Origin of the sequence: Bellilinea caldifistulae (genome assembly GCF_001306055.1) — a bacterium.
GTDB lineage: Bacteria > Chloroflexota > Anaerolineae > Anaerolineales > Anaerolineaceae > Bellilinea > Bellilinea caldifistulae.
This window is the reverse complement of the sequence record NZ_LGHJ01000009.1, coordinates 152,501-175,699: the sequence shown is the minus strand read 5'-3', so window position 1 is coordinate 175,699 and position 23,199 is coordinate 152,501. Positions and strand designations below refer to the sequence as shown.

Sequence of the window (23,199 nt, the reverse complement as noted above, 5' to 3'; positions counted from 1 at the left end):
GGCAGGCTGTTTTGCAGGTAGAAAAATCCAAAAAGCGGCACGAGCGTGCCGATAAAGGCAGTCAATAACCAGTTGAGGTCGGGCAGAATGGGAGAAAGCCACTCGAACAGCAGCCAGACGGCGCGGTTCTCGGTGGGGGTGGGGCTTTCCTCGAATTCGCCCGTCTCAATCTCCCCGCTGACGGTCAGCACCTCGGCCCACAGGGTATCGGCCACCGGGGTCAGGCCGGCAATCAACGCAAGGATGAGCAGCCCGGCGGCGATGCTGCGGATTGGCGGCTGCACCTGCCATAACCTGCTCTTGAACCAGCTCAGAAGATCCATTGAATCACCTTTTTCAGGCCGATGATCGGCCAGCCGACCTGCGGAATGTAACGGATGACTTTGCCCTCGACGATTTCCTGCGGGACGGGTTCGTCGCGCACGTTGTTGTTGTCACCCTGGGTGATGAACACACGCCGGCCGTTTTCTTCCTGAATTTCGACCACGCGGTGGACGATGTAGGAATTGGCGCGGCGGAATTGAATCACATCGCCGACCTGCACCTCGGCCGGGTCAATCCGGGTGATGATGACCACATCCCCGGCGACGAAGGTCGGCTTCATGCTGAAGCCGCTGACCACGTAGGGGCGCACACCGAACAAACCGGCGTTGAACCAGAAGCCGATCAGGGCTACCACCGCCAGCCACCACCACGAATTGAGGCTGGCGCTTTGAGCGGCGGGTTTTTGATCTTCCTGCCCGGCTGTGGCTTCAGCCGGCAGGCTGTTTTGCAGGTAGAAAAATCCAAAAAGCGGCACGAGCGTGCCGATAAAGGCAGTCAATAACCAGTTGAGGTCGGGCAGAATGGGAGAAAGCCACTCGAACAGCAGCCAGACGGCGCGGTAAGCCATGGCCGGCAGCGGCCCGCCCAGCCAGACCAGCAAGGCGGCCAGCAAGCCCTCGGCCAGCAGGGGCAGCAGCCGCCCGCCCGCCAGCGCCAGCACCTGCTGAGGCGTGCGGAGGCTGCCCCACACCCCCGGCGGAATGAGCAGCGCCAGCGAAAGCAGACCGCCAACGCCGACCGCCAGCAGGGGCGATTTGCCCGCCAGCCGGTGGACCAGTCCGGCGCGGGCGAACTCCACCCCGTACAGGCCGGCGGCGAGATACCACAAGTTGCCGATGACCGCCACCAGGCGGTGGGCGTAGGGCGAATAGCCGAAGCGAGTCAGCACACCGGCCATGACGAAGGCGGCGGTTTGCAGCAGGCCGATCAGCGCGGCGGTGATGAGCAGGCGGCGCGCCGGCGCAGCCCAATTCACCCAGCCGAGCCGGCTCAGCCCCCAAACCTGCCCGGCCAGCGCCAGCCACGCCAGCGGGGTGACGAGGTAAACGTTCCACTCGGCCGGCAGGCGCGGTGCGAGGACGTGCACCAGCAGGTAAGCCGTGCCCAGCCCGGCCAGAAAAACACCCCAGCCCCAGCCGGCGGAGAGGCGCGGCAGGGCGGAGAAGGAAAACCAGCGGGGGAGGGACAGACGTTTGGTGATCATCGGCGCTCCGGTAGGGCTGACCGGCGGGGGTCAAACCGCCGGTCAGCCGACAACAAATCACAGGAATTATTCTTTAGGGCTTCTCATTCCACTGGTAAGCCATAATTTGATACTGGAATGTGTACGTGCTATTCTCTGAAATGGGCTCTCCTCCTTCATAATTGTTGAAATGGATGGTCAACTTGCATTCGAGTTTATCACCCTCATGAAGTTGCCAGTAAGATGGCGCAGGTGGGCATTTTGTAGGATCAGTTTCGGTACAAGTTGATTCTTCTTCTGCCGTGGTTTTCCCGGCTTTGAACAGTTTGCATTCGGTGATCCCTAAATCCTTCCATGCTGGCTTAGGTCCGTAGATTAATTTATAGCCAGGTTTATTAATATGAACAGGGACATTACCGGTGCTGACAACCTCATAGGTTACGAAGCAGTGCCAGGAAGGATATGCCCCTTTGGTGGTTACTTGCAGTGTTTCATTATCGAAGCCTTTATTCAGTATCTCGGTGTAGCAATTTGCGGCGTCAGCTTTTTCTTTGGGCTCGGGTTTTGTCAGTATTCCATTTACAGCAACACCTTCCTCGACGTTTACGTTTCTAAACCCCACATTTACTTCACCGGTGTTGACTATGCCGTCAATGGTCAGGGTTTCGGACCACAGACCGTAGGCCACACCCACGCCGGCCAGCAGGACGATCAGCAGGATGGCCAGAAATCCGAGCGGTAATCGCTTGTTCATCGCACTTTCTCCTTTCTCGAAAGAGTTTTAGAAAATTGGGTTATTTAAGTTGGTTGACAAACGATGCGGCACGCGGGCCGCGCAGCCACAAAAGTGCGTGCGCCGGAGCGGTTAATCACCTCCTTTCAGGGCTGACAGGCGGGCGGCGCACCCTCTTTCGAGAAATGGCGGGCGGGGGGTGGCCGCGGGCGGCAGCCCGCTAACTGCCGCCGCGGCGGATTTGCATCCACTCCCCCCAATGTGCTATAATTAAATGGCACAGAGGGCGCTGACCCGTGTCCCTGTGTTCCCCCTCACCCGGGCGGCACCCCGCGGTGAGGGACTTTTTTTGCCTGTCAAGGTTCAAAGATTTAGCCGGGCATCTCGGCCTGTTTTGGCGGGGAGTTGGGTGGTAAAAAACAAATAACCGACCCTCCCTCGTGGTGGTCGGTTTCGCCACTGGCTCCCTGCAGGCGTTCCCCCTGTGGTTCTGGGTTTGGCGACCAGATTTGCCGCCCGCAGTTCACAGCCCCCACGCTCGAATGATTGACTCCCCTGTGACTACATTTTTATATTAACGAGAGATGAGAGGAAAGTCAATAGGTTTTGCGGGCGTTCGGAAAATTTTAAGAAATTTCTAATTATTCCCAATTCGGGGTGGATTTGTCTGGGAATTTGGGGCAGGGGGAAATTTTCCGCCGGCACTGGCAAGCGCCGCTGCCGCTCGGAGTGACGGTTAACTGGTTTACGCCACTCCGAGCGGGTGTGATGGTCTCCCGCCAAGCCAGTTGCAGCGGCAAGGTGCGGACGTACGCGTCCTTAGCGGGTTACCACAATCTCAATCGTTACCGAGCAGTAAACCGTGCTGCTGTCCACCAGATTCCAGGTGGCTTTGTAGGTGCCGGCATTTTCCGGGGCGAGCATGTCCACCACGAAGGTGTACTCTTCGCCCGGCTTGACATCCTTGCCCAAATCCACCGCATCGGCGTATTTCTGCATCTTTTCGCCACTGGCGTATTTCAAGTCCACGTTGGCGGCCAGCCAGTCCTTGCTGCCGTTGTTCTTGAGGGTGAAGCGGGCGTCGAAATCGTTGCGGTAGGGCAGTTTTGTGCCGGCTTTCGGCTCAACCTTGACCACCGCGCAGGAATACGGGCTGGGGGTGGCGGTGGGGGTGGCGGTGGCGTTGGACGTGGCCGTCGCCGTGAAGGTGTTGGTGAAGATCGGCACCGGTGTCCAGGTGGGCGGCGCCGGGGTGGGGCTGTAATCCGGTGTGGCGGTTGGCGGTTGGGTGGGCTGTGGTGTTGCCGAGGGAATCGGCACAAACGGTTCGGTCGGGCGGGCCTGTTCGGTCTGGGTGAACTGAGCCTGAATGGTCTGCACGGCTTCGGTAGCCGCCGCATTGAGGGTGGCCTGGAACGCCAGCGGATCGGGGGTGGGCTCACCGCCGCCCAGAATGCCGCAGCCGCTGGTGAGGGACACCAGCAAAACGGTCAGCGCCAGAAGGGGAAAAAGTCGGGTGCGAGGCATGGAAACTCTCCTTGGTGATTTTCAAGATTGGCAGGTAATATTTTTAAGACGATTTTAATACCAGTTTTGTTCCGGCGGGTAAAAATCGGGTTTGTTTATTCATTCTATACAGGTTAAACCAAAAATACCAGCCCCCAAACGAAGGATTGTGGGCTGGCTGTATGGCGGGGGTGCGGATCGGCCGTCAGGGGGCCGGCGTGGGGGAAGATTCCAGGGAGCGCAGGCGGCCGTTGAACGGCTGGGTTTCTTCCACATCAAGGCGGTAGCCCAGCCCGCGAATGGTCTTGATGAAGCGCGGGTGGCGCGGGTCGTCCTCAATGGCCTGCCTCAGCCAGGAGATGTGCACATCGAGGGTGCGGGTATCGCCGGTGTATTGGGTTTCCCACACGCGGCTGAAGAGCACCTCGCGTTCGATCACCTGCCCGGGGTGATCCATCAATTCTTTCAGCAGGCGCACCAGCCGCGGGGTCAGCATGGCTTGATGATTAAGGCAGCGCACCGAGCGTTTTTTCAGGTCGAGTGAAATTGGGCCGGCGCGCAGGACATTTTTCTGCTCCTGCGGGAGGAAGGGCTTCATGCGGTTGAGTAGTTTTTGAAGGGTGAAGGGCAGGTGCAAGACCACATCGGCGGGAATGTCATTGCCGGGGGTGGAGGCGTCCAGAATCAGGATGATGGGGACGGAGGGGGCCTGTTCGCGCAAGGCATTACAGATGCGTTTGCCACTGGTGCGCATCGAGGCGGCATCCAGAATGACCAGATGCGGCAGGCGTTCGCGAATGCGTTCCAGCGCAGCGCTGCCGCTGGGGACGGTTTCGACCGAGAAGTTCTTCTTGGTCAGCCCCGGCAAGAACGAATTGCGGTCCGGGCGTTTTCCTTCAATCAGCAGTATGTGAGTGTATTCCTGCATGTTCCTGTTACCACCGTGTCAGAAAAATGGTTTGCCGTAAAGCACCGGCTGTGGGGTGGGTTGATTGTGTGCCGATAAGGGCGCTTACCGTTAAGCCTCCAAATCAGGTTCGTGAGCGAACTGGCTTTGGATTTTATCAGAGTTTTACGAGTTTACGATGGCGACCGGACAACAAAATGGTTAAGATTGATCGAACTCCCCGTTTGGCCATTGCCCGGTTGACTCCCCGCAGTTGGTTCATGGTTGAACAGCGCCTGAACCAGCACTCCGGGTTGGATTACGGCTGGTGCTTTGCGCTCCCGCCTGTGGAAAAAACAATAATTGTGCAGTCCAGCTGGTAAGGTACATTGAAGAACAATTCCCGCTGAACTTGAAGCGGGAAAACGGATTGGGTAGATAACCGTATTATACCTTAAGAACTTAAGAAAAAGGCAGAATCCGAAAATGTTAACATTCAGATGTTTCTGGTTGTGGGATGGTTGTTTCATGGAATACAAAACCGGAAAGCGGCTTTTGTCTGAACTTTGGGCGAATGCAGTTGCATCCCGTTCCCGCCCGTGTTAAAATAAAACCACAAGACCAGTGAGAGATGCACGAATCTCCGAGCAGCTGGTTGGATTTGATCAACTCCCGATTGGAAGGGAGAGAAAAGGTTGAAAGATGGCCCGAATGGTTGAAGTTGTCATTGACAGCGTCCGCGTCAGCCTGACCAATCAACAGCGTATTGTGGTGCTGCGTGAGATCAACGCAGAACGTTATTTACCGATCTGGATTGGCCCCTACGAAGCCGAAGCGATTACAATTGCGTTGCAGGAAATTGAAGTTGCCCGTCCCCAGACCCACGACCTGCTCAAGAATCTTTTGGCGACCTTCAACGCCCGCCTGGTACGGGTGGAGGTGGTGGCGTTGAAGGATGATGTTTTCTTCGGCAATCTGGTGGTGGAATACAACGGGCATCTGGTCGAAATTGACTCGCGTCCGTCGGATGCGCTGGCGTTGGCCGTGCGCGCGCATGTGCCGATTCTGGTAGCGCGTGAGGTGATGGAAACCGCCGGCATTGTCCCGGAACGCGATTTACAGGCTCCGGAAACTTCCGGCGCCGAATCATCACCGCCGCCGGTTGAAGAAGACGAACTCAGCGAAGAACGGTTGTCGGTCTTTGAGGACTTTTTACAGAATTTGAAGATTGATGATTTGAGCGATGATCAGGACGAAGAAGACAAGGATAAACCGGATCCTGATCGGGATAGTCCAAAACCGGGCAAGTAAGCCGGATAGCGGCCGGGCGGGGCTTTACCGTCCCGCCGGCTTCCTTTTATCGGTTGATCAGAAGGGGGGCGTCTTGAATTTCAAACAATCGGCATTGACCAAACGATGAGCGAAGATTTTCTACCCTCTGAGGAACCCCAATTCTCGATGGATCAGGCCCACCCGCATAACCGTGAAGCGGAAGAAGCGGTACTGGGTTCGGTGCTGATTAACCCGGAGGTGTTTTACGAGGTTGCCCAAATCCTCAAGCCGGACGATTTTTACATCATCCGCAACCGCTGGATTTGGGAAGCCCTGATGCGTCTGCATGACCGGCGTGAACAGATTGACATTTTGACCATTGCGAAGGAACTGGATGAGAGCGGCCATCTGGTGGATATTGGTGGGCAGGCGTACCTGTTGGCGCTGGTGAGCCAAACGCCGACTTCCCTGCATGCTGAGGCCTATGCGCGAATTGTGGAAGAGGCATCCATCCGGCGCAAGATGCTGGCGGCTGCCAATGAGATGGCCAAACTGGCGCTCGACCCGCGTAAAAGTCTGGATACGCTCATCGGAGAGGCCGAAAAAGCCGTTTTTGGGCTGAGCGAGCGGCGCATTCAGCGCGATTTACAGCCGATCAATTCGGTGCTGGCAGAGTACTACGAGCGGATTGATCAACTGGCGCAGCGCAGCGATGAAATTTTTGGCGTGCCAACCGGTCTGGTGGATCTGGATAAATTGCTGGGTGGTTTGCAACGCTCCGACTTCTTAATCGTCGCCGGACGCCCCGGCATGGGTAAAACCGGTTTTCTGCTTTCGGTGGCGAAGAACGCTGCCCAAAAACACCGCAAGCGGGTGGCTATCTTCTCGCTGGAAATGTCCGCCGAGCAGCTGGTGCAGCGTCTGATTGCTCAGGAAACCGGGATTGATACCCAGCGGCTGCGCAGCGGCAAGCTGCGGGATGAGGAATGGGCCTTGTTTGCCCACGCGATTGAGGTGCTGAGCGAAACCGAAATCTGGTTGGATGACACCCCGGCAATCACGCCCCTGCAACTGCGTACCAAGTGCCGCCGCCTGCACATCGAAAAACATCTGGATCTGGTGATTGTGGACTACCTGCAACTGATGTCCGGTGATACGCGCACCGACAACCGCGTACAGGAGGTATCGAATATCTCGCGCAATCTGAAAGTGCTGGCGCGCGAGTTGAACGTGCCGGTACTGGCGGCAGCGCAGCTTTCGCGAGCGGTGGAGCAGCGTGCCGATAAGAAGCCGGTGCTTTCGGACCTGAGAGAATCGGGGAGTCTTGAACAAGACGCCGATATCGTCATGTTCATTCACCGCCCGGAAGCGATGGAAAAGGACAGCCCGCGCCAGAACATTGCCGAGATCATTGTGGCAAAACACCGCAACGGCCCCACTCATCCGGGCATCGAGCTGGTCTTTCTCAGCAATCTTGCGCGGTTCGATAATGCGGTCATTTTGCCGCGTGACCCTTCCGATAGAACAGGCCGATGATGAGACCCTTTACCGGTTTTCCACCCGGCAAAACCCGCCTGACGCCCCTCCCGGCGGCGTTTTTCAGCGAGTTGTTGCCGCAAATTGACGACCTGAGTGAATTGAAAGTAACCCTGTATGTCTTCTGGCTGCTCGACCGTATGGAGGGTGAGTTCCGCTTCTTCCGCCAATCCGACCTGGCGCAGGACGAACGGTTGCTGGAAGGAATGGGAAAGAACCGGACTCAGGCGCTGGTTCAACTGCAACATGGGCTGGAACGCGCGGTTCAGCGCGGCAGCCTGTTGAAAGTCAATCTTGGAGATGAGGACAGTATCTACTTTCTCAACACACCGCGCGGGCGGGCAGCCGTGGCCGCCTTGCAGAACGGGGAGTGGTCACCGGAGGATATTCAGCGCCCAGAAGTCCGGTTGACGCTGGAACGCCCCAACATTTTTCGGCTCTACGAAGAGAATATCGGCCCGCTAACGCCATTGGTGGCGGAGATGCTGGAAGACGCCGAAAAAACCTATCCGGCGGAGTGGATCGAGGAGGCCATCCGCGCCGCGGTGGAAAATAATGTGCGCCGCTGGCGGTATGTGGAGGCCATTTTACGGGCGCGGTTGGAGAGGAGCGAACATGAAGCCAATCGGGGAAAGTCTGAAAAAGATCGCCGACGCTATATCCAGGGAGAATATGGCGAATTTGTCGAACACTGAACGGGATGATGCTGCAAGCAGCGGGCAGCAGCCCGGTTTGTTGGGTGACCCCAACTGCCCGATTTGCGGCGGAGTGGGCTTTGTGCGGCGCGATTTACCGGTTAGCCACCCCGATTTTGGCAAGTTACAAATTTGTACCTGCCGCCAGCAGGAGGTGAGCGCCGGTGAGCGCCAGCGTTTACTGCGTTTGAGTAATCTGGATGCTTTTCGGCATATGACCTTTGAAACCTTCAAGGTGCAGGGGCGGTTGGGACTGGGTGACCAGCAGGCGCGGTCGCTGCAGTTTGCCTACCAGCAGGCTCAGCAATACGCCCGCACGCTGCAAGGCTGGTTGTTGTTGATGGGTCCGTACGGCTGCGGCAAGACTCATCTGGCGGCGGCGGTTGCCAACGCCGTGGTGGAGATGGGGGTGGAGGTCATCTTCCTGACCGTGCCGGATCTGCTCGACTGGCTGAGGGCTTCCTTCAGCGGCGGGGATGAGACCTTTGAGCAGCGATTGAATGAGATCCGCAATGTGCGCCTGCTGGTTTTGGACGATTTGGGAACCCAGAACGCGACCCCGTGGGCGGAGGAAAAACTGTACCAGATCATCAACCACCGTTACATTCACCGACTGGCAACGGTGATCACCACCAATCTGCTGCTGGAAGAGATTGACGGGCGGATTTCCTCGCGCCTGCAGGATGTGGATCTGGTTACCCGAGTCCATATTTATGCCCCCGATTACCGCTCGCCGGTCAGTGATGAAACGCGCACCTCCATTTCAACCCTTTCACTGCTGGCCGATCAGACGTTTGGTACTTTCAATTTGCGCGAGCATGAAAAATTACCGTCCGAAGACCGTGCTACGCTGCAAAAGGCATTCGATGCGGCGGTTGCCTTTGCCGAAAATCCACGCGGATGGCTGGTGTTCATGGGCAGTTACGGCTGCGGCAAGACTCACCTTGCGGCGGCAATCGGCAACTTCCGCAAAGCCGCCGGGGAGGAACCAATCTTTGTGGTTGTGCCGGATTTGCTTGATCACCTGCGGGCGGCGTTTTCGCCTTCCAGCACGATTTCGTATGACCGCCGCTTCGAGGAGGTGCGTTCCGCTTCTCTGCTCATTTTAGACGACCTGGGGACACAAAGCGCAACCCCGTGGGCGCGCGAGAAATTGTATCAATTGCTCAATTTTCGTTATAACGCCAAACTGCCTACGGTGATCACAACCGCCCAAACGCTGGATGAAATTGACCCCCGCATACGCAGCCGGATGATGGACAAACGGGTATGCAGCATCTACGCAATCACCGTGCCGGCATACGTCTCGCGGGGAGAACCGCCGGTCAAGCGCCGCAGCGCGCCAAGACGCAGTACTTAAATCTGGTACAATTCTTTCTGCTATAGTTGTTATCAGAAAGCGGGCTGTAAAGGTTCAGGCCGTACATCCATGGGGGGAAGCAGAGATCATCCATAGAGAGGAGTGTAACCCATGCGACCTGAAGACTTAGACATTAACCGAATTGAATTTACCGAAAGCGGGAAGAAGGTCATCGCCTGGCATGCCGAACCGCTGGAGGTGGTATACCGGAAACTGCAAAGTTTGCCGGATGGGCTGAGCGAGGAGCAGGTTGCCGAACGCCTGCGCGAGTTCGGCAGAAACACCCTGCCCACAAAAGAACCACCGACGCTCCTTCAGGTGTTCCTGCACCAGTTCGCCAGTCCATTGATTTATATTCTCCTGATTGCGGGAATTGTGGCGCTGCTGATGCAGGATTACAAGGACGCTGTCTTCATCTTTGCGGTGATTCTGCTCAACGCGGTCATCGGCACGATACAGGAATGGCGAGCCGAGCAAAGCGCACATGCCCTGCAGGTATTGCTGAAAATCAAGGCACGGGTACGCCGTAACGGGCGGATTCTCACCGTGCCAGCCGAAGAGGTTGTGCCGGGTGATATTCTGCTGGTTGAATCGGGGGATAAAGTAGCTGCCGACCTGCGCTTGATCCAGGTTAACAATCTGCGGATTGACGAATCCTTCTTGACGGGTGAATCGCTGGCAGTAGAAAAGACCGTTGAACCTCTGCCTGCCGATTCGCCGGTCAGTGATCGGCGCAATATGGCCTATGCCGGTTCAACGGTGATGTCAGGGCGGGGTATAGGAATTGTAGTGGCCACCGGCCCATATACCGAAGTAGGCAAAATTGCCAAAACGATCAGCGAGGAAGCAGGGGCAAAGCCGCCGCTGGTCATCCGCATGGAGAAATTTTCGCGGCAGATAGCCATTGTGGTGCTGGGTTTTACCGCCATCCTGGGCATGATTCAATTTGCCCGCGGCGAGGCTCTCAGTGATGTATTCATCCTGGTTGTGGCAATGGCGGTTTCGGCCATTCCCGAAGGGCTGCCGGTCGCCATGACGGTTGCCCTTTCACTAGCAACCAACCGGATGGCACGCCGCAACGTGATTGTACGAAAATTAACCGCCGTAGAAAGTTTAGGCAGCTGCACGCTGATTGCCAGTGACAAAACCGGTACGCTGACGGTCAATCAGCAAACTGTTAAGCAGATTCTGCTGCCCGAGGGGACGCTGATTGAAATCAGCGGGCAGGGATACAACGATGAAGGCGAGGTCAGATTGGCAGGTGATGCGGAAATGACGCCCGAAATTCAGGGCCGCCTGTTGACGATTGCCCGTGAAAGCGTGCTGTGCAATGAAGCCACGCTGGAAAAAGAAGATGGCAAGTGGCAGCACACCGGTGACGCAATGGATGTGGCTCTGCTGGCGTTAGGCTATAAACTGGGGATTGACCCGCCCAATTTGCGTCGTCAGGTACGCATCCTAGACGAAGCACCATTTGAGTCCGAAAAAAGGTATGCGGCAGTAGTCTATGAAAATGCCGGTGAGCCGCGTTTGGTGGTAAAAGGAGCGGTGGAAACGGTACTGCAATTTTGCAGCCGGATGATGACTGCTCAGGGGGAAGTACCGCTGGAAAGAGAGAAGGTACTGCAACTGGCGCAGCATAAGGCAGAAAGCGGTTTTCGCGTTCTGGCGCTGGCTGCCGGCGAGGGCAATCTGGAAGCGCTGAAAGGTGGAGACGCCGGGCTGACGCTGCTCGGCTTGCTCGGTTTCATTGACCCGCTGCGCCCGGAGGTCAAAGAGGCAGTGCAGAACGCGCAGATGGCTGGCATCAAAGTGGTGATGATCACGGGGGATCACCCTGCCACTGCGCTGGCAATCGCCCGCGAATTGGGGATTGCCCAATCACCCGCGGATGTGATCACCGGCAAAGAATTGGCCGAGATTGGCTCGCCCGAAATTCCCGAATTTTTTGAGGGGATCAAGCACAAAACCGTATTTGCGCGGGTCACCCCGGATCAGAAACTGCAAATTGTGGACGCACTCATCCGGTTGGGTGAATTTGTGGCGGTAACCGGTGACGGAGTCAACGATGCGCCGGCCCTAAAGAAGGCGAATATCGGCGTGGCGATGGGCTCCGGCACGGATATTGCCAAAGATACGGCTTCAATGATCGTCACCGATGACAATTTTGCTTCGATTGTAGCCGGCGTCGAGGAAGGCCGCTTTGCCTATGCCAATGTGCGTAAGGTGACCCTGTTATTAATTTCAACGGGTTTTGCCGAGCTGGTTTTGCTGGCACTGGCAATTTTGATGGAATTTCCCGTACCATTAATCGCTGTTCAAATTCTGTGGTTGAACCTCGTCACCAATGGGATTCAGGATGTAGCGTTAGCCTTTGAGGGCGGCGAAGAGGGCGTGATGCGTCAACCGCCCCGCAACCCGAGCGAGGGAATCTTCAACCGGAAGATGATAGAGCAGTTGATGATCAGCGGTTTGACCATGGCGCTGGTGTGTCTGGGTGTTTGGGTGTTTCTCATGCGAGAAGGGTACACACTGGATTCGGCACGGAATTTATTGCTGGCGCTGCTGGTGCTGATGCAGTTTTATCATGTGCTGAATTGCCGCTCAGAAGTGGAATCGGCGTTCAAGATTCCCTTCAGTCGTAACCGTGTCCTGGCAGTCGGGATGCTGGTAGCACTGGCTTTACACATCCTGGCAACCGAGGTGCCGTTCCTGCAATCCCTGCTACGCACCGAATCGCTGCCGGTGCAGACGTGGTTAATTCTCTTTGCACTGGCCAGTGTGGTGCTGGTGGTGATGGAGATTTACAAAGCCATTCAGAAGCGGCGGGCGCTGATTTGAGGGTAAAACAAATCCCCCTGAGCGGGTAGACAGGGCCTGGATCGCTTCAAAAATCGGAAAAAAGATATGAACCCGATCAACTTGGAGAGGTACGGATGATGGAGAAATTGAAGAGGCGGGCGCAGGTTTTGAAGCGGGATGCTTACGCCCTCACCATCGCTGTTCGTGATCCGCGGGTGCCGTGGTATGCCAGGGTATTTCTGGGTCTGGTGGTTGCCCATACTTTTAGCCCTATTGACCTGATCCCAGACTTTGTGCCTGTCCTCGGTTATCTGGATGATTTGATCATTACGCCGTTAGGAATTGCTCTGGCTTTGAAGATGATTCCGCCAGAAGCAATGGCAGATGCGCGGCGGCAGTCCGAGGAATGGATGCAGCAAGGAAAACCCGTCAGCCGGGCGGGGGCGATTCTGGTAATCAGTGTGTGGCTGGTTGTCTTGACCGTCCTGGTCTGGTTGATCGTTCGTCAGGTGATTGAGTAATTGGAAGCATCCGCTGAAAAGATGATGGATTTACTTCGCCGGGCAAGCCGACCCATCCGTTCTTTGGGGAGGGCAACAGTGTTTTTCCTCAAAGTCTTTCCCATGCTGCCTTCCCGTCCGGTGGATTGGGTGACCCGACCGCCGTTGATTGAACGGGTACGCTATCCCACGCAGAGCGGAAACGCGGAAGGGGAAGTCTATCGTCCCGATTCGCCGGGTGTTCATCCGGGGATTGTAGTGTGCCTTGGGGTGGTTCCCTTTGAGGTGAATCATCCTCAGGTGCCGGTGCTGGGCAGGGCACTGGCACGGGCAGGATTTGCGGCTTTGCTATACTGGTCGCCGGCGATGCGCGATTTTCGGCTCGACCCGGCGGACATTGAAAACATTGCACTGGCTTATGACTGGTTTATTGATCAGCCCTACGTGAATGCTGGCTGCAGCGGTCTGCTGGGTACGTGTGTTGGTGGGTCTTTTGCCTTGATGGCGGCCGCTCACCCTTTGATTAACCAACGAGTGGCTTATCTCAGCGCCTATGCCCCTTATTCCTCGCTGTGGACATTTGCAAAGGATATTGCCAGTGGATCGGTTGCCAGTGATGCCGGAAGGCGTCCGTGGAAGGTGGATCCGCTGACCCGTAAGGTTTTTGTCCATTCCCTGACGGCGTTGTTGGAGGCTGAAGAAGCGGCCTATCTCCGCCGCGTGTTTGTGGATGGGAAAATTTCCCCGGAATCCGTGAACCTTTCCGAAAGCGCTCAAAAAGTGGCCGCGTTGCTGATGGCAGGCGGGCCGGAGGAGGCGGGTGCGGCGCTGCACTCTTTGCCGGACGAGATGCAGGAGAGGCTTTCGGCAATTTCGCCGTTGAGTTACGTGCAAAACCTGCAAGTACCGTTGATGATCTTGCTGCACGACCGCGGCGATCAGGTTATTCCGGTAGGCGAGTCGCAGCAGTTATGTGCGGCGTTGGGCAGCCGTAAAGGGGTTTACTACACCGAAATGCAATTCAGCCACCTTGACCCCGCCAAAGGCAAACTGCCAGCGTGGAAACTGGCCAGAGAGTTCTTCAAATTTCTTGCTGCGGTCTATCGGTTGTTCCGTCATGTGGTTGATTAAAATTGAGAGACTGCCGCCAAGGATTGCCTGGAGTGTTTAAATTCACTTTACGGAGAAGCCTGGATGGGTATTCTGTTTTTTGGGCAAGTTGCTTTATTTGCATCTAGAGGGATTGTCTTTTTCCCTGAAAAGGGTTATAAAATTTTCCATTAACGATGATGAAATCCGACAAAAGACCAATGCTTTTTCGCAGTCCTTCTTGGGTGATGTTCCATCTGCTCACCGGGCTGGTGTGTTTCTTGTTCGCGGTGATCTACACCGCTCAAATTACCGCTTTTTTGGGCGTATTTCGCCTTTTACCGGTGATTCTGATCGGTGGGTTGGTGTTGGCGGTGGGTGTCTGGCTCTTCTTCCGATGGGATGAGGGCGGACTGCTGACTGAATTGGGAGACCGCGCGGAAAGGGCTACCGGCCAGCTACGCTGGTTGAATTGGGCCGGCTGGGTGGTTTCGGTTGGGGTGTTTTTTCTGATTGTGCTGCTGCCGTTGATCCGCTGGCCCTATTCGCCGATTAGCGATGTGCTGCACTGGGATGCCGGGGCGTATCACTTCCCCAAAGCCATCGAATTGTTTAAGAGCGGTACATATTGGGATTTGTCCATTCCTTTTGGGGAGTATCCCAATGGATTTGAGTCGCTGCTTGCTTTTGGGCTGCTGCTGACCAACAACGAGGCTTTATTCGGAAGTGTGCATGCGTTGATTGCATTACTGACTTTTCTTTCTATCTGGGCGCTGGGCTGGCGCTATACCCGCTTGCCGGGCGGTGTGCTGGCCTGGATGACTCTGGTGATGTTTTTGAGCGGTTCGGTCTTGATTGCCAACAACCCGTGGTGGATTGTGGTGAATCAAGCATTTGTCATTGGTAAAAACGACTTGTTCACGGCGGCGGTGGTGCTGGCGGCGCTGGTTTTTGCGCCAATCGGCTCACGAGGGCAGAGGATGGTGTATCACCTGCCGGGGCTGGCATTTTGTACCTCGTTGATTCTTGCAATTAAACCAGTAGGGGTATATGCAGTCCTGCCCCTTTGGCTGCCGCTTTTATTCCGATGGGGAAAGTTGGTGTGGCAAAGGACGAATGTGCGGCAAACGCTTTTGAATGTCTTGTTTTCAGCGCTGGTGACCGTGCCGGCGGCACTGTGGATTGTGCGTAACCTCGTGGTCATTCATACCCTCTTTCCCCCCGGCGTCTGGGAATACAACGAGTGGAGTATCCTTAATAATCTAAACAACCCTTATTTTTACAATTACCTGCCGAAGTTGTTTTTATTTGTGCTGGGGGTGACCGGAGGGCTGGTTGTGCTGGCGATTGCTGGCTGGCTGGGGGGTAAAGCGTTTTGGGGCCGCTGGCTGGGGCTGCCTTCCATAGCACAAGCGCTGGCGCTGCTGGTGTTATTCTTCTCCTTCGTGATTACTCCGCAGACCGCTTTTTACGGCAGCAATCAGCAGCCCACCCAAATTGGCTGGCGCTTTGGGGTGGCCTTGCTCAGTTATTTGTTTGTGCTGTTGATTGGGCTGGCAGAGCCGCTGATCCAACGGGCGCTGGACTGGATGAATCATCGCGGCTGGTTGATGCTGGCCGGGGTGGTGGTTATGGTGGCTATTGGCGGCGGTTTATTCTGGCAAAACCGCGATTTGTTGAAAATCTACCCCGGCAATGATATTGTGCTGCGGGATCAATTTCGCGAACCGGTAGGGGTGGATGGTTACTTTTCGGCTTATGATTTTGTCCGCCGCAACATCCACAACTCGGTGGTGCAAATCGAAAACGGGCTGATGTATTACGTGTACGGAGAAAATTTCAGCAATCAGCCGACCAAATTACATTATCCGCTGGGGCTGGAAACCATGGTGGCACAGCGGGATCCGCAGTACTACGTTACTTTTTGTACAAATTTTTGGACCTATCAGGCGGAGGAATGCCCTGCCTACCTGGAGTCTTCTTCCTTCACGGAGCGGTGGGAATTGATTTATCGGGATGACTATGGGCGAGTGTATCAACGCCGTTAAATTGATTGGATTAACTACCATTTCATGCTTTAATAAAAGCATGAATGGGGAAACAGAATATTCAAAAGCGCGCGAGATGATGGTGCGCGAGCAGATTGAGCGGCGTGGGCTGCGGTCTCCACGTCTGCTGGCGGCGTTTCGCAAAGTGCCGCGCCATCTGTTTGTGCCGCCGGATTTGCGCGAGAGAGCCTACGATGACGGCCCGCTGCCGATTGGCAAAGGACAGACCATCTCTCAGCCGTATATTGTGGCCCTGATGACTTCCCTGCTGGCGCTGGAGGGAAATGAACGCGTGCTGGAAATTGGCACCGGTTCGGGCTATCAGGCGGCTATTTTGGGGGAACTGGCAAGGGAAGTGCATACCGTCGAACGGCATGCCGGCCTGGCGCTGCGGGCGGCGGAGGTTCTTTCTCAACTGGGCTATGTAAATGTGCATGTGCATACCGGTGATGGCAGCCTGGGCTGGCCGGAGTCGGCCCCCTATGATGGGATTGTCGTAACGGCTGCGGCAGCGGCGCCGCCTCCGCCGCTTTTAGATCAATTGGCGGAAGGGGGGCGGCTGGTACTGCCGGTAGGCCACCGGCTGGAACAAGTTTTACAGGTCTGGCACAAACAAGGCGGCCAGTTGACATATGAGAATATCATTCCGGTCAGTTTTGTGCCGTTGAGGGGACAATACGGGTGGAGCGAGAGTGAGTGGGAGCGTTACGAAGCGGATGACTGGCTGTAAAAGGTGATGGGTTGTTCGGCAAACCAGCGCCGGATGAATTCTACCTGAAAACGATACCCACCGTTGACGGCTTCAATCACATCGCGCCGCAGCAGGTCGGCAAGCCCTGATGCTGAATAGGTGGGGAAAATTTGCTGCCATTCATCCGCCGACAGATAGGCGGCCGCGCCTTGTCTGGCAAGGGCTATCGCCATGCTGGCTGCCAGCGGGCTGAGTTGATTGTGAGCCAAATCATTGAAGAAGATCATGTTAGCCCGGTGGGCGCGCTGGAGTGCCTCTTCGAGGTCGGCCGATGAAACCCGAAAACGGCTGGCGAGCGGCTGCTCGTTTTTTAACATCACCAGTTCAAAACACAAGGATTGCACCAGATAGGGATGACCGCGGGTCATTTCGTAAATGGCCTGGCTGACATCCGGCGGATAGGTCAGCGGAAACGGTTTAACCGGCTGTTCAATCAGTTGCAGGGTTTCGGCGCGGGTCAGGTATTCAATTTTCAGGACGCGGGCATTGATGAGAAAATCGCGCCAGAGGGGCATCTCTTCGGGCAGGTGAGTTCCGGCCAGCAGAATCTTGAAACGGGGATGGTGTTGAACAGTATGGCGGGCAAATCCAAGATAGAGTCTGGCCAGGTTGAGATTGGCATTCATCAGCAGTTCAAGGCTTTCAAATTCATCCATCGCCAGCAGAAGGGTTTGCTGGTGGCTTTCCAGTTGTTTTTCGGTGGCAGCCAACCAATGGTTGAGCATTTGATAAAGACTGCCATTGCCGGAGGATAACTGAGATTTGAAAGGAGGCAGTTCGATATTGCGGAAACGCAATGCTGATTGACGCACCAATTCAACAAATTCGGGCACCAGTTCATCACTGTCCTGAAAGCCGGCCAGTCCCTGGCAATCCACAAAGCAGGGGATAATGTTCGAAGCCAGAAAATGGCTGAGGTTGAGCAGCAAGGATGTTTTACCCATGCGGCGCTGCCCAAACAGGAGCAAGGGAGGGCATTTTTCCTGCATCAGCATTTGATTGATGCGTTCGATGATCTCGCTGCGCCCGACAAATAGGAGAGATTGTTGTTCACTCAGCGGCATCCCGCAAATGTACGGATTGGGGATTTCCTGCTGATACTGGGCCGGGATGGTCATGGCTTCGATGTGAGAGACGAGGATGTGCTGCCATTGGGCGATGATCGGGGAAAAGCGCTGGGACTGGGGATCGCGGCTGAGGAGTAACTCGTTCTGCAGGGTTGCCAGTTTATCGCGCGCCATGCCCAACCCCAAGCGTTGTTGATAGGGGGTATTTTGCCGCAAGGCATGGTCAACATCCCGGCTGATGTTGTGCAATGCAATGAGGATGGTCGAAAGCGGCCCTTCCAGCAGGCCGACAGCAGTCCGATGGCGAATTGAGGCCAGCGAGTGAACATCTTTGCAGGCTTCAAATTGACGGGCGGTTAATTCTATCTGGACTTTTTGGGCAACCGAGCGTTGAGCGGTAGCCGAAAGATAAAGCAAAACATCCTGAAGCATTTCAGGCTGTCGTTCGAAGAGTAATAACAAATACTCATCCAGATCAGGCCAGATCAGCCGCTGTTTTTCATCCCAAAAGGCGGCGTGCAGCCAGAACCAGCGTAATTCAGCCGGGCGGTTTTGGTCGAGGTTGAAACACAAATTGTTCCAGATGGCTACCAGCGGGTAGAAAACGAGTGGCCGCCAGAAGGAGATCGTCAGACCAAAAACCAAAACGACCAGGGCGGTGGTAATCACGTGAGGGTGATGTTGATAGCCGCCAAGCACGTGCGGTCCAATGGGAATCCAGCCGATACCCGCCACCAAACTGCTGGCTACGGCTGCGGCGTTATTGCCGCCAATCTGGCGGGTGAGTGTGCTGCTAAGGCCGAACAGCAGGGGTATAAATACCCCGCCAATCATTCCCGCGTTCACATTCATCAGGATTGCTTGACTGGATTGACTGACCAGCCCCGCGTACCCGAACGTCATCCAGACCGTCAGCAGAATTGCCGGCAAAAGGACCTGCCGCCATCCGCGGCGGCTGCGTAAGTGAAGAGTCAGCCAAACGGTCGAAAATCCAACCGGAAGACCGCTGCCGATCAGCAGAACGAGGGTTGAACCGCTGATGGTCTGGTCAATTTGCAGGGTTTGGGGGGTGTTGATCAATTCGCCGGATGCGATGACCCAAAATCCCCAGATTACGCCGATACTGACGAGGATGCCGGTGACCGTGCCCCACAGACAGCGCAAGATGGAAGTGGGACGCTGGCGAACTTGAAGCAGGTTGAGCTGGACACTGGCTGCCATCCCGGCTGCCGCAGCCGTGACCACAAAATAGGCGTCCATGTCCTGTGGGAGCAGACCGATCCCCAGCCCCAAAACGAAACCAAAGGTCAGACCACTGCCGAACCCTGAAAGCAGTGCACCGCCCACGCTGGCCGAAAGAGCGTAACTGACCCCGATGGCCAGATTGAGCGGTAAATCGTGGAGCGAGTCGCCGAAAATGAGTCGAAAGAGAGGGATGAGAAGGGCAACCCACACACCCAACCTGAGCCAGGTAGAGATCAGCAAGGAGATTAATGGTCGGTTACGGCGTTGTTCATCGGTCAGTTCGCTCAGGCTGAAATCCAGCGGTAAGGCGGGGTCTATCCGGCCGAGATAGCGTTGCCAGGCAGAAGGATGCACGATCAGCCAGAAGAGAATGCGCATTGGAGAAACCGGTTTGATCTGGTTGGCAGGAGCGAGGGGAGCGGGTGTTGGGATCATGGGTTTTCCAGCAGATAGCGATAGGGTTGAATATTGGCCAGACCATCGGCTTTCCAGATTTCGTCGGACTGGTTTTCTTGCAGGGCAACCAGGCGGGTGCTGCATAAAATCTGCAGGAGCGCCGGCCAGCAACCGCTGTGCTGGATGATCCAATCGGCATCGGCGGGGGAAAACGGGATGGGGCTGGATTGGATCAACTGGCGGGCTTCTTCTTCGCTGAGCGGGCCTAACTGGATGGAGTGGCCAAAGATGTTCAAAAAAGGCGAGGGCTTGCCCAGGACATGCTGCAAAACGGGCAGTTGATTTTGAGCTGCGATCACAAAAGCCAGCTTTCCATCGGTGAGGTTGGAGGAAAGCGAGCGCAAACTCCACCAGAATTGCTGGGTAAATTCGGGGTTGGTGAGCGCGATTTGAATTTCATCCAGCAGGATGACGGTTGGGTTGACCAGATAGCGGACGATGATGTCCACGAACTGAATCAGGTCGAGTGAGGAAGGGGCAGGAAAGTTCAATTGCCGCAAAATATAGAGCAAAAACCCTTCGCGGTTGCAAACGCGCGGGTCTTGAAAATCCACATACACCCAGCGGTAGCGTTGGGGTTCGTCCAGCCAGTTTTGAGCCTGATGGGGGCGCAGGGCAGCGGGTGGGGTGCGTGTGATTGTATGGATGTAATGCAGTAAGGAAGTTTTTCCACTGCGTGGGGGGCCGCTGATAGCCACATTTTGCATGGGAGCGCTGTTGAGCGCTGTAAAAATCCGGCGAAGTTCGCGCGTGCGTCCAAAGAATTGATGGGGTCTGAGAATGGGGGGGCCAACAATAAAAGCCGGTTGAGCGGCTGGGCTGGCGGTGGAGATGGGTTCATTTGGAAAAATTTGACGGACGAGGACATCGGCGCTGGGATGACCACCGCGGGAGAGAAAGGAACGCAGATCATTTTCGTTTTCCCAACCGCCGCGGTGGGCAATGATGCGGGCAAGATTCTCAACATCTTCCAGGCGGGCAGGCACACGCTGGTGATAAAGCCAGTATTGAATGGCACTGCCGCCCTGTCTGCCAAGGGCGTAACCCAGCTCATCAAACACCACCTGGCGGGTTTTGTTTTCTAAAAATGCAATGCGGTTGATGGCACGTTGGAGCAGTTCGCTGAAGCGGGGTTCGCCGGCCGGCATATCCAGTCCTTCTCCCGTCTTTTAGAGTGGTCTTTGAGCGCAACTCAGAACAATTTAGAGTGTTTTCCTAGTATATTATAGCCGTATTTGTAATCCCCCTTATTTTTTGGTGGTTCATTTTCTTGCCAATTTCGTCCCACTGCCGACGACTTCAGGGGATCGTGCAGAAGAAACAACTCTGGCGATGGGGATAAAGCCGGAGTTGTTTCTTTTAAGGGGTCAGTCGTTGTTCTCAGGCTCCGGTGTGGGAATTTCGGTGCCGGGGCCGTATTCGTAGACTGCCTGCCAGGGCTGATAACGGGTATAGATACGGTCGGTGAAGTACACCTGTCCATTCCGATAGACCGTGCGGGTCACAGTGACTTCGGCGCCCTTGGCTTCCCAATCGACCTGTTTGATTTCGCCCTCGCGCAGGTCTGGATTCTCTTTGTACAATGGCTTGGGGGGATCTACGATATTTACCGGGCCGGTAGTTGTCCACTCCACAGTGCGCCCGTCGGAGGTGGAGTAAAACTTCCAGGTCAGCGTGCTGGTGTTGGGGTTGACGTAGGTTTCCATCAACAACCAGTAAGGAGTGTCGTTGGTGAATTTGAAATCCACAATCGGAACATAGACCGTGGCATCCAACCCGGCCAGATTGGGGTCAATCCGGTTGCCGTAGGTTTTTTCGTAATAACTGACCCGGTAGGCGTGAGCGTGTCGTTCGACAATTGGATAGCCGCCGAAGAAGGCTGTGCGGAAGAGGGTCGTGCTCACCTGACACACCCCGCCGCCCACCCCTTTGATGGTCTGTCCCCCGACAATGATCAGCGCCTCGGCGTAACCATTATCCAGGCTGATATTACCCAATGCGTCCGCCATCGAGAAGGTGGCCCCCGGCGGCACCAGCAAGCCATGAAAACGGCTGGCGGCCGCCTGAATGTTTTGAACCCGTTCTCGGCTTGAGCCGTAAAAGTAAGAGGTGTGCTGGCTGACCAGTTCGGTGATGCCCAGACTTTCGGCGGTGGCGTCATCGGTAACCGGTGGGTTGATGTAGTCAAACACCAGCGGGATGGTATGCTGGTCTTGTTTCAAGCCTTCCTGTATGGCGCGCAGGGTGGCATCCACATTGAGGGTGCGCCCGATGACGGCCGGCTGGAGTAAATCCAACTGGCGGGTATCATCGTTGAAAATGAAACGGGCGTTTTGGGGGTAGGTGTGCAGGTTGGGAGCCAGGTTGGAGAGAAAGGTGATCAACATCTCGCTGTTGAGGGTTACTTCATATTGTGCGCCTTCTGGATTACGAACACGTTCAATGGTCAGCATGGATGCCAGCGTGGTGCGATCAAATACCCACGGGCTACCGGGTGCGGTTTGACCTTCTGGCATGGTGAGGGTTAATGGCTGACTGAGAATGCGGCGGGCCAGCTCGGCCTGCTGGCTGGCATCCAGGATTACCGGTGGGGTTTCCTTGACAACCAGCGGGACGACTCCTTCCTGCAGGGATTGCACCTGGGCTGAAACCAGCGCTAGCGAGGCGTCAATATCGAGTGTGCGGCCAATTTCCCCCGAGCGGACGATAACTTCCTCGCCTTGTAAACCCAGGTTGGCTTCAATCACCGGACGGTTGATGGCAGCGGCGATACGGTTGAGGTAAGCAAAAGCAATCCGTTGATCAAACAACAGAACCGGCGAAGTGTCTTTACCGCTGTACCAGGCGCTGAATTGGTTTTCGAGGCGCTCAATCAGGTTCCCCTCGCGTCCAATCCGAAAGGCAAGCGAAGCAGAAGCGCCGGGATCGAGGAAAAGGCCCAATTCCTGGGGGGATGCGACCCACAGGTTTTCTTTGTCCTGCAGGACGATGCGCCCCTGGGTGGGGAAGGTGATTTGAGCGGAGATTTTCTCGGCGGCTTGGGCCGGGCTGAGGCCGCCAACCGGTATTCCGGCGACCTGAACGCCGGGGAAGATGCGCCCGGCAAACCAGACCTGATAGCCCATAATGACAACGAGGACGAGCACCAGAGCAAACCCAATGGAAAGCAGCATGGCGGTGAGTAATTGCTGCAAAAGCGGGCGCTGGGTGGAATAGGTGAGAGAACCAATTGCTTTCATGATCGAAATTATACCATCCTGACCTAATGACGACCGATTTGGTCTGCTTTTTGATAAGGAAACAAAGAATAGACGGTCGAGGTGGGTTAATCGTTCCCGGTGCAAGGATTGTTCCGGTTTGGAGAAAAAAAGCCAGACCAGTTTTCAAAAAAATGGCATTAAACCCCTTGACAGGGATGGGGATAGGGGTATAATCCAGCCCGTTGCCTGTGAGGGCAGCCCGGTCTCGCCGGAGACGGCAGATCGCTCAAAACCAAATACGCCACTTCCGAAAGAATTCTGCGAAACCCCTTGACAATCCGAAACAGGGTGGGTACAATATAAGTCCCAAACTGTGAAAAGATCTTGCTGAGAAAGCGGATCGGTAACAATTGAAAACGGGTTGGTACAAGAGGGACCAGGCCTGGCAAGGACGTCGAGAGATGCGCCGGTGTTGACCAAAGATGAACGACTAAGGAAAACATCGGCGATTTTATCGCCAAAAAACTTGACAGGAGAGAGCTGGTA

The 23,199-nt window shown here is 55.6% G+C and carries 17 protein-coding genes and 1 pseudogene; 10 read left to right on the top strand and 8 right to left on the bottom strand.

Annotation, left to right across the window (positions count from 1 at the left end; translation table 11 throughout):
- The 5 genes and pseudogenes from AC812_RS03665 to AC812_RS03645 all read right to left on the bottom strand — a co-directional run.
- A pseudogene (locus AC812_RS03665) lies at positions 1-323 on the bottom strand (hypothetical protein); the annotation flags it as partial.
- On the bottom strand, positions 311-1,528 hold the full coding sequence (locus AC812_RS03660) for a signal peptidase I (protein WP_061913539.1): 1,218 nt from the start codon (positions 1,526-1,528) through the stop codon (positions 311-313). The pseudogene AC812_RS03665 and the gene AC812_RS03660, both read right to left, overlap by 13 nt.
- 73 nt (positions 1,529-1,601) lie before the next feature.
- Positions 1,602-2,261 carry a hypothetical protein gene (locus tag AC812_RS03655; protein ID WP_061913541.1) on the bottom strand — a complete coding sequence of 220 codons (660 nt, stop codon included), beginning with the start codon at positions 2,259-2,261 and terminating at the stop codon, positions 1,602-1,604.
- 798 nt (positions 2,262-3,059) lie between these two features.
- Positions 3,060-3,767, bottom strand: coding sequence for an NBR1-Ig-like domain-containing protein (locus tag AC812_RS03650; RefSeq protein WP_062158796.1), 708 nt, complete (start codon positions 3,765-3,767; stop codon positions 3,060-3,062).
- 184 nt (positions 3,768-3,951) lie between these two features.
- A complete protein-coding gene (locus AC812_RS03645) occupies positions 3,952-4,674 on the bottom strand; it encodes a response regulator transcription factor (protein WP_061913545.1) in 723 nt (240 codons plus the stop codon).
- Between the two features lie 176 nt (positions 4,675-4,850).
- Here AC812_RS03645 and AC812_RS17460 point away from each other — a divergent pair, with 176 nt between their 5' ends.
- From AC812_RS17460 to AC812_RS03600, 10 genes are all read left to right on the top strand, one after another.
- Positions 4,851-5,015, top strand: coding sequence for a hypothetical protein (locus AC812_RS17460; RefSeq protein ID WP_157235398.1), 165 nt, complete (start codon positions 4,851-4,853; stop codon positions 5,013-5,015).
- Positions 5,016-5,334: 319 nt separating this feature from the next.
- Positions 5,335-5,943: a bifunctional nuclease family protein gene (locus AC812_RS03640; RefSeq protein ID WP_061913547.1), complete on the top strand. Its 609-nt coding sequence runs from the start codon at positions 5,335-5,337 to the stop codon at positions 5,941-5,943.
- A gap of 105 nt (positions 5,944-6,048) precedes the next feature.
- Complete coding sequence (gene dnaB / locus AC812_RS03635) at positions 6,049-7,440, top strand: replicative DNA helicase (protein WP_114676076.1); 1,392 nt, start codon at positions 6,049-6,051, stop codon at positions 7,438-7,440.
- On the top strand, positions 7,437-8,135 hold the full coding sequence (locus AC812_RS03630) for a DnaD domain-containing protein (protein WP_061913551.1): 699 nt from the start codon (positions 7,437-7,439) through the stop codon (positions 8,133-8,135). Before dnaB ends, AC812_RS03630 begins: the two co-directional genes overlap by 4 nt.
- Entirely contained in the window at positions 8,113-9,495 is a 1,383-nt protein-coding gene (locus tag AC812_RS03625) for an ATP-binding protein (RefSeq protein WP_061913553.1), read from the top strand. The genes AC812_RS03630 and AC812_RS03625 overlap by 23 nt, the downstream gene beginning before the upstream one ends.
- Positions 9,496-9,606: 111 nt before the next feature.
- Positions 9,607-12,336, top strand: a complete 2,730-nt coding sequence (locus tag AC812_RS03620) for a cation-translocating P-type ATPase (RefSeq protein ID WP_082148921.1) — start codon at positions 9,607-9,609, stop codon at positions 12,334-12,336.
- A 95-nt stretch (positions 12,337-12,431) separates the two neighbouring features.
- Positions 12,432-12,818, top strand: coding sequence for a YkvA family protein (locus tag AC812_RS03615; RefSeq protein ID WP_061913555.1), 387 nt, complete (start codon positions 12,432-12,434; stop codon positions 12,816-12,818).
- Between the two features lie 21 nt (positions 12,819-12,839).
- Positions 12,840-13,928, top strand: coding sequence for an alpha/beta hydrolase family protein (locus AC812_RS03610; protein WP_145962494.1), 1,089 nt, complete (start codon positions 12,840-12,842; stop codon positions 13,926-13,928).
- Between the two features lie 206 nt (positions 13,929-14,134).
- A complete protein-coding gene (locus AC812_RS03605) occupies positions 14,135-15,934 on the top strand; it encodes a hypothetical protein (protein WP_145962497.1) in 1,800 nt (599 codons plus the stop codon).
- 40 nt (positions 15,935-15,974) lie between these two features.
- Positions 15,975-16,664, top strand: coding sequence for a protein-L-isoaspartate(D-aspartate) O-methyltransferase (locus AC812_RS03600; RefSeq protein ID WP_061913827.1), 690 nt, complete (start codon positions 15,975-15,977; stop codon positions 16,662-16,664).
- Here AC812_RS03600 and AC812_RS03595 read toward each other — a convergent pair.
- From AC812_RS03595 to AC812_RS03585, 3 genes are all read right to left on the bottom strand, one after another.
- Positions 16,640-19,432 carry an ATP-binding protein gene (locus AC812_RS03595; protein ID WP_061913560.1) on the bottom strand — a complete coding sequence of 931 codons (2,793 nt, stop codon included), beginning with the start codon at positions 19,430-19,432 and terminating at the stop codon, positions 16,640-16,642. The genes AC812_RS03600 and AC812_RS03595 overlap by 25 nt on opposite strands.
- The gene (locus tag AC812_RS03590) at positions 19,429-20,601 is read right to left on the bottom strand and encodes a TniB family NTP-binding protein (protein WP_061913562.1); all 1,173 of its coding nucleotides are present in this window, start codon (positions 20,599-20,601) and stop codon (positions 19,429-19,431) included. The genes AC812_RS03595 and AC812_RS03590 overlap by 4 nt, the downstream gene beginning before the upstream one ends.
- A gap of 219 nt (positions 20,602-20,820) precedes the next feature.
- On the bottom strand, positions 20,821-22,692 hold the full coding sequence (locus AC812_RS03585; RefSeq protein WP_061913564.1) for a VanW family protein: 1,872 nt from the start codon (positions 22,690-22,692) through the stop codon (positions 20,821-20,823).
- Positions 22,693-23,199: the final 507 nt, after the last annotated feature.

Excerpts from the sequence above, each read along its gene's own strand:
- dnaB (WP_114676076.1), top strand. The coding sequence starts at position 6,049 with ATGAGCGAAGATTTTCTACCCTCTGAGGAACCCCAATTCTCGATGGAT.
- AC812_RS03650 (WP_062158796.1), bottom strand. The coding sequence starts at position 3,767 with ATGCCTCGCACCCGACTTTTTCCCCTTCTGGCGCTGACCGTTTTGCTG.
- AC812_RS03590 (WP_061913562.1), bottom strand. The coding sequence starts at position 20,601 with ATGCCGGCCGGCGAACCCCGCTTCAGCGAACTGCTCCAACGTGCCATC.
- AC812_RS03615 (WP_061913555.1), top strand. The coding sequence starts at position 12,432 with ATGATGGAGAAATTGAAGAGGCGGGCGCAGGTTTTGAAGCGGGATGCT.
- AC812_RS03600 (WP_061913827.1), top strand. The coding sequence starts at position 15,975 with ATGAATGGGGAAACAGAATATTCAAAAGCGCGCGAGATGATGGTGCGC.
- AC812_RS17460 (WP_157235398.1), top strand. The coding sequence starts at position 4,851 with ATGGTTAAGATTGATCGAACTCCCCGTTTGGCCATTGCCCGGTTGACT.
- AC812_RS03655 (WP_061913541.1), bottom strand. The coding sequence starts at position 2,261 with ATGAACAAGCGATTACCGCTCGGATTTCTGGCCATCCTGCTGATCGTC.
- AC812_RS03640 (WP_061913547.1), top strand. The coding sequence starts at position 5,335 with ATGGCCCGAATGGTTGAAGTTGTCATTGACAGCGTCCGCGTCAGCCTG.
- AC812_RS03620 (WP_082148921.1), top strand. The coding sequence starts at position 9,607 with ATGCGACCTGAAGACTTAGACATTAACCGAATTGAATTTACCGAAAGC.
- AC812_RS03610 (WP_145962494.1), top strand. The coding sequence starts at position 12,840 with ATGATGGATTTACTTCGCCGGGCAAGCCGACCCATCCGTTCTTTGGGG.
- AC812_RS03660 (WP_061913539.1), bottom strand. The coding sequence starts at position 1,528 with ATGATCACCAAACGTCTGTCCCTCCCCCGCTGGTTTTCCTTCTCCGCC.
- AC812_RS03595 (WP_061913560.1), bottom strand. The coding sequence starts at position 19,432 with ATGATCCCAACACCCGCTCCCCTCGCTCCTGCCAACCAGATCAAACCG.
- AC812_RS03605 (WP_145962497.1), top strand. The coding sequence starts at position 14,135 with ATGTTCCATCTGCTCACCGGGCTGGTGTGTTTCTTGTTCGCGGTGATC.
- AC812_RS03645 (WP_061913545.1), bottom strand. The coding sequence starts at position 4,674 with ATGCAGGAATACACTCACATACTGCTGATTGAAGGAAAACGCCCGGAC.
- AC812_RS03625 (WP_061913553.1), top strand. The coding sequence starts at position 8,113 with ATGGCGAATTTGTCGAACACTGAACGGGATGATGCTGCAAGCAGCGGG.
- AC812_RS03585 (WP_061913564.1), bottom strand. The coding sequence starts at position 22,692 with ATGAAAGCAATTGGTTCTCTCACCTATTCCACCCAGCGCCCGCTTTTG.
- AC812_RS03630 (WP_061913551.1), top strand. The coding sequence starts at position 7,437 with ATGATGAGACCCTTTACCGGTTTTCCACCCGGCAAAACCCGCCTGACG.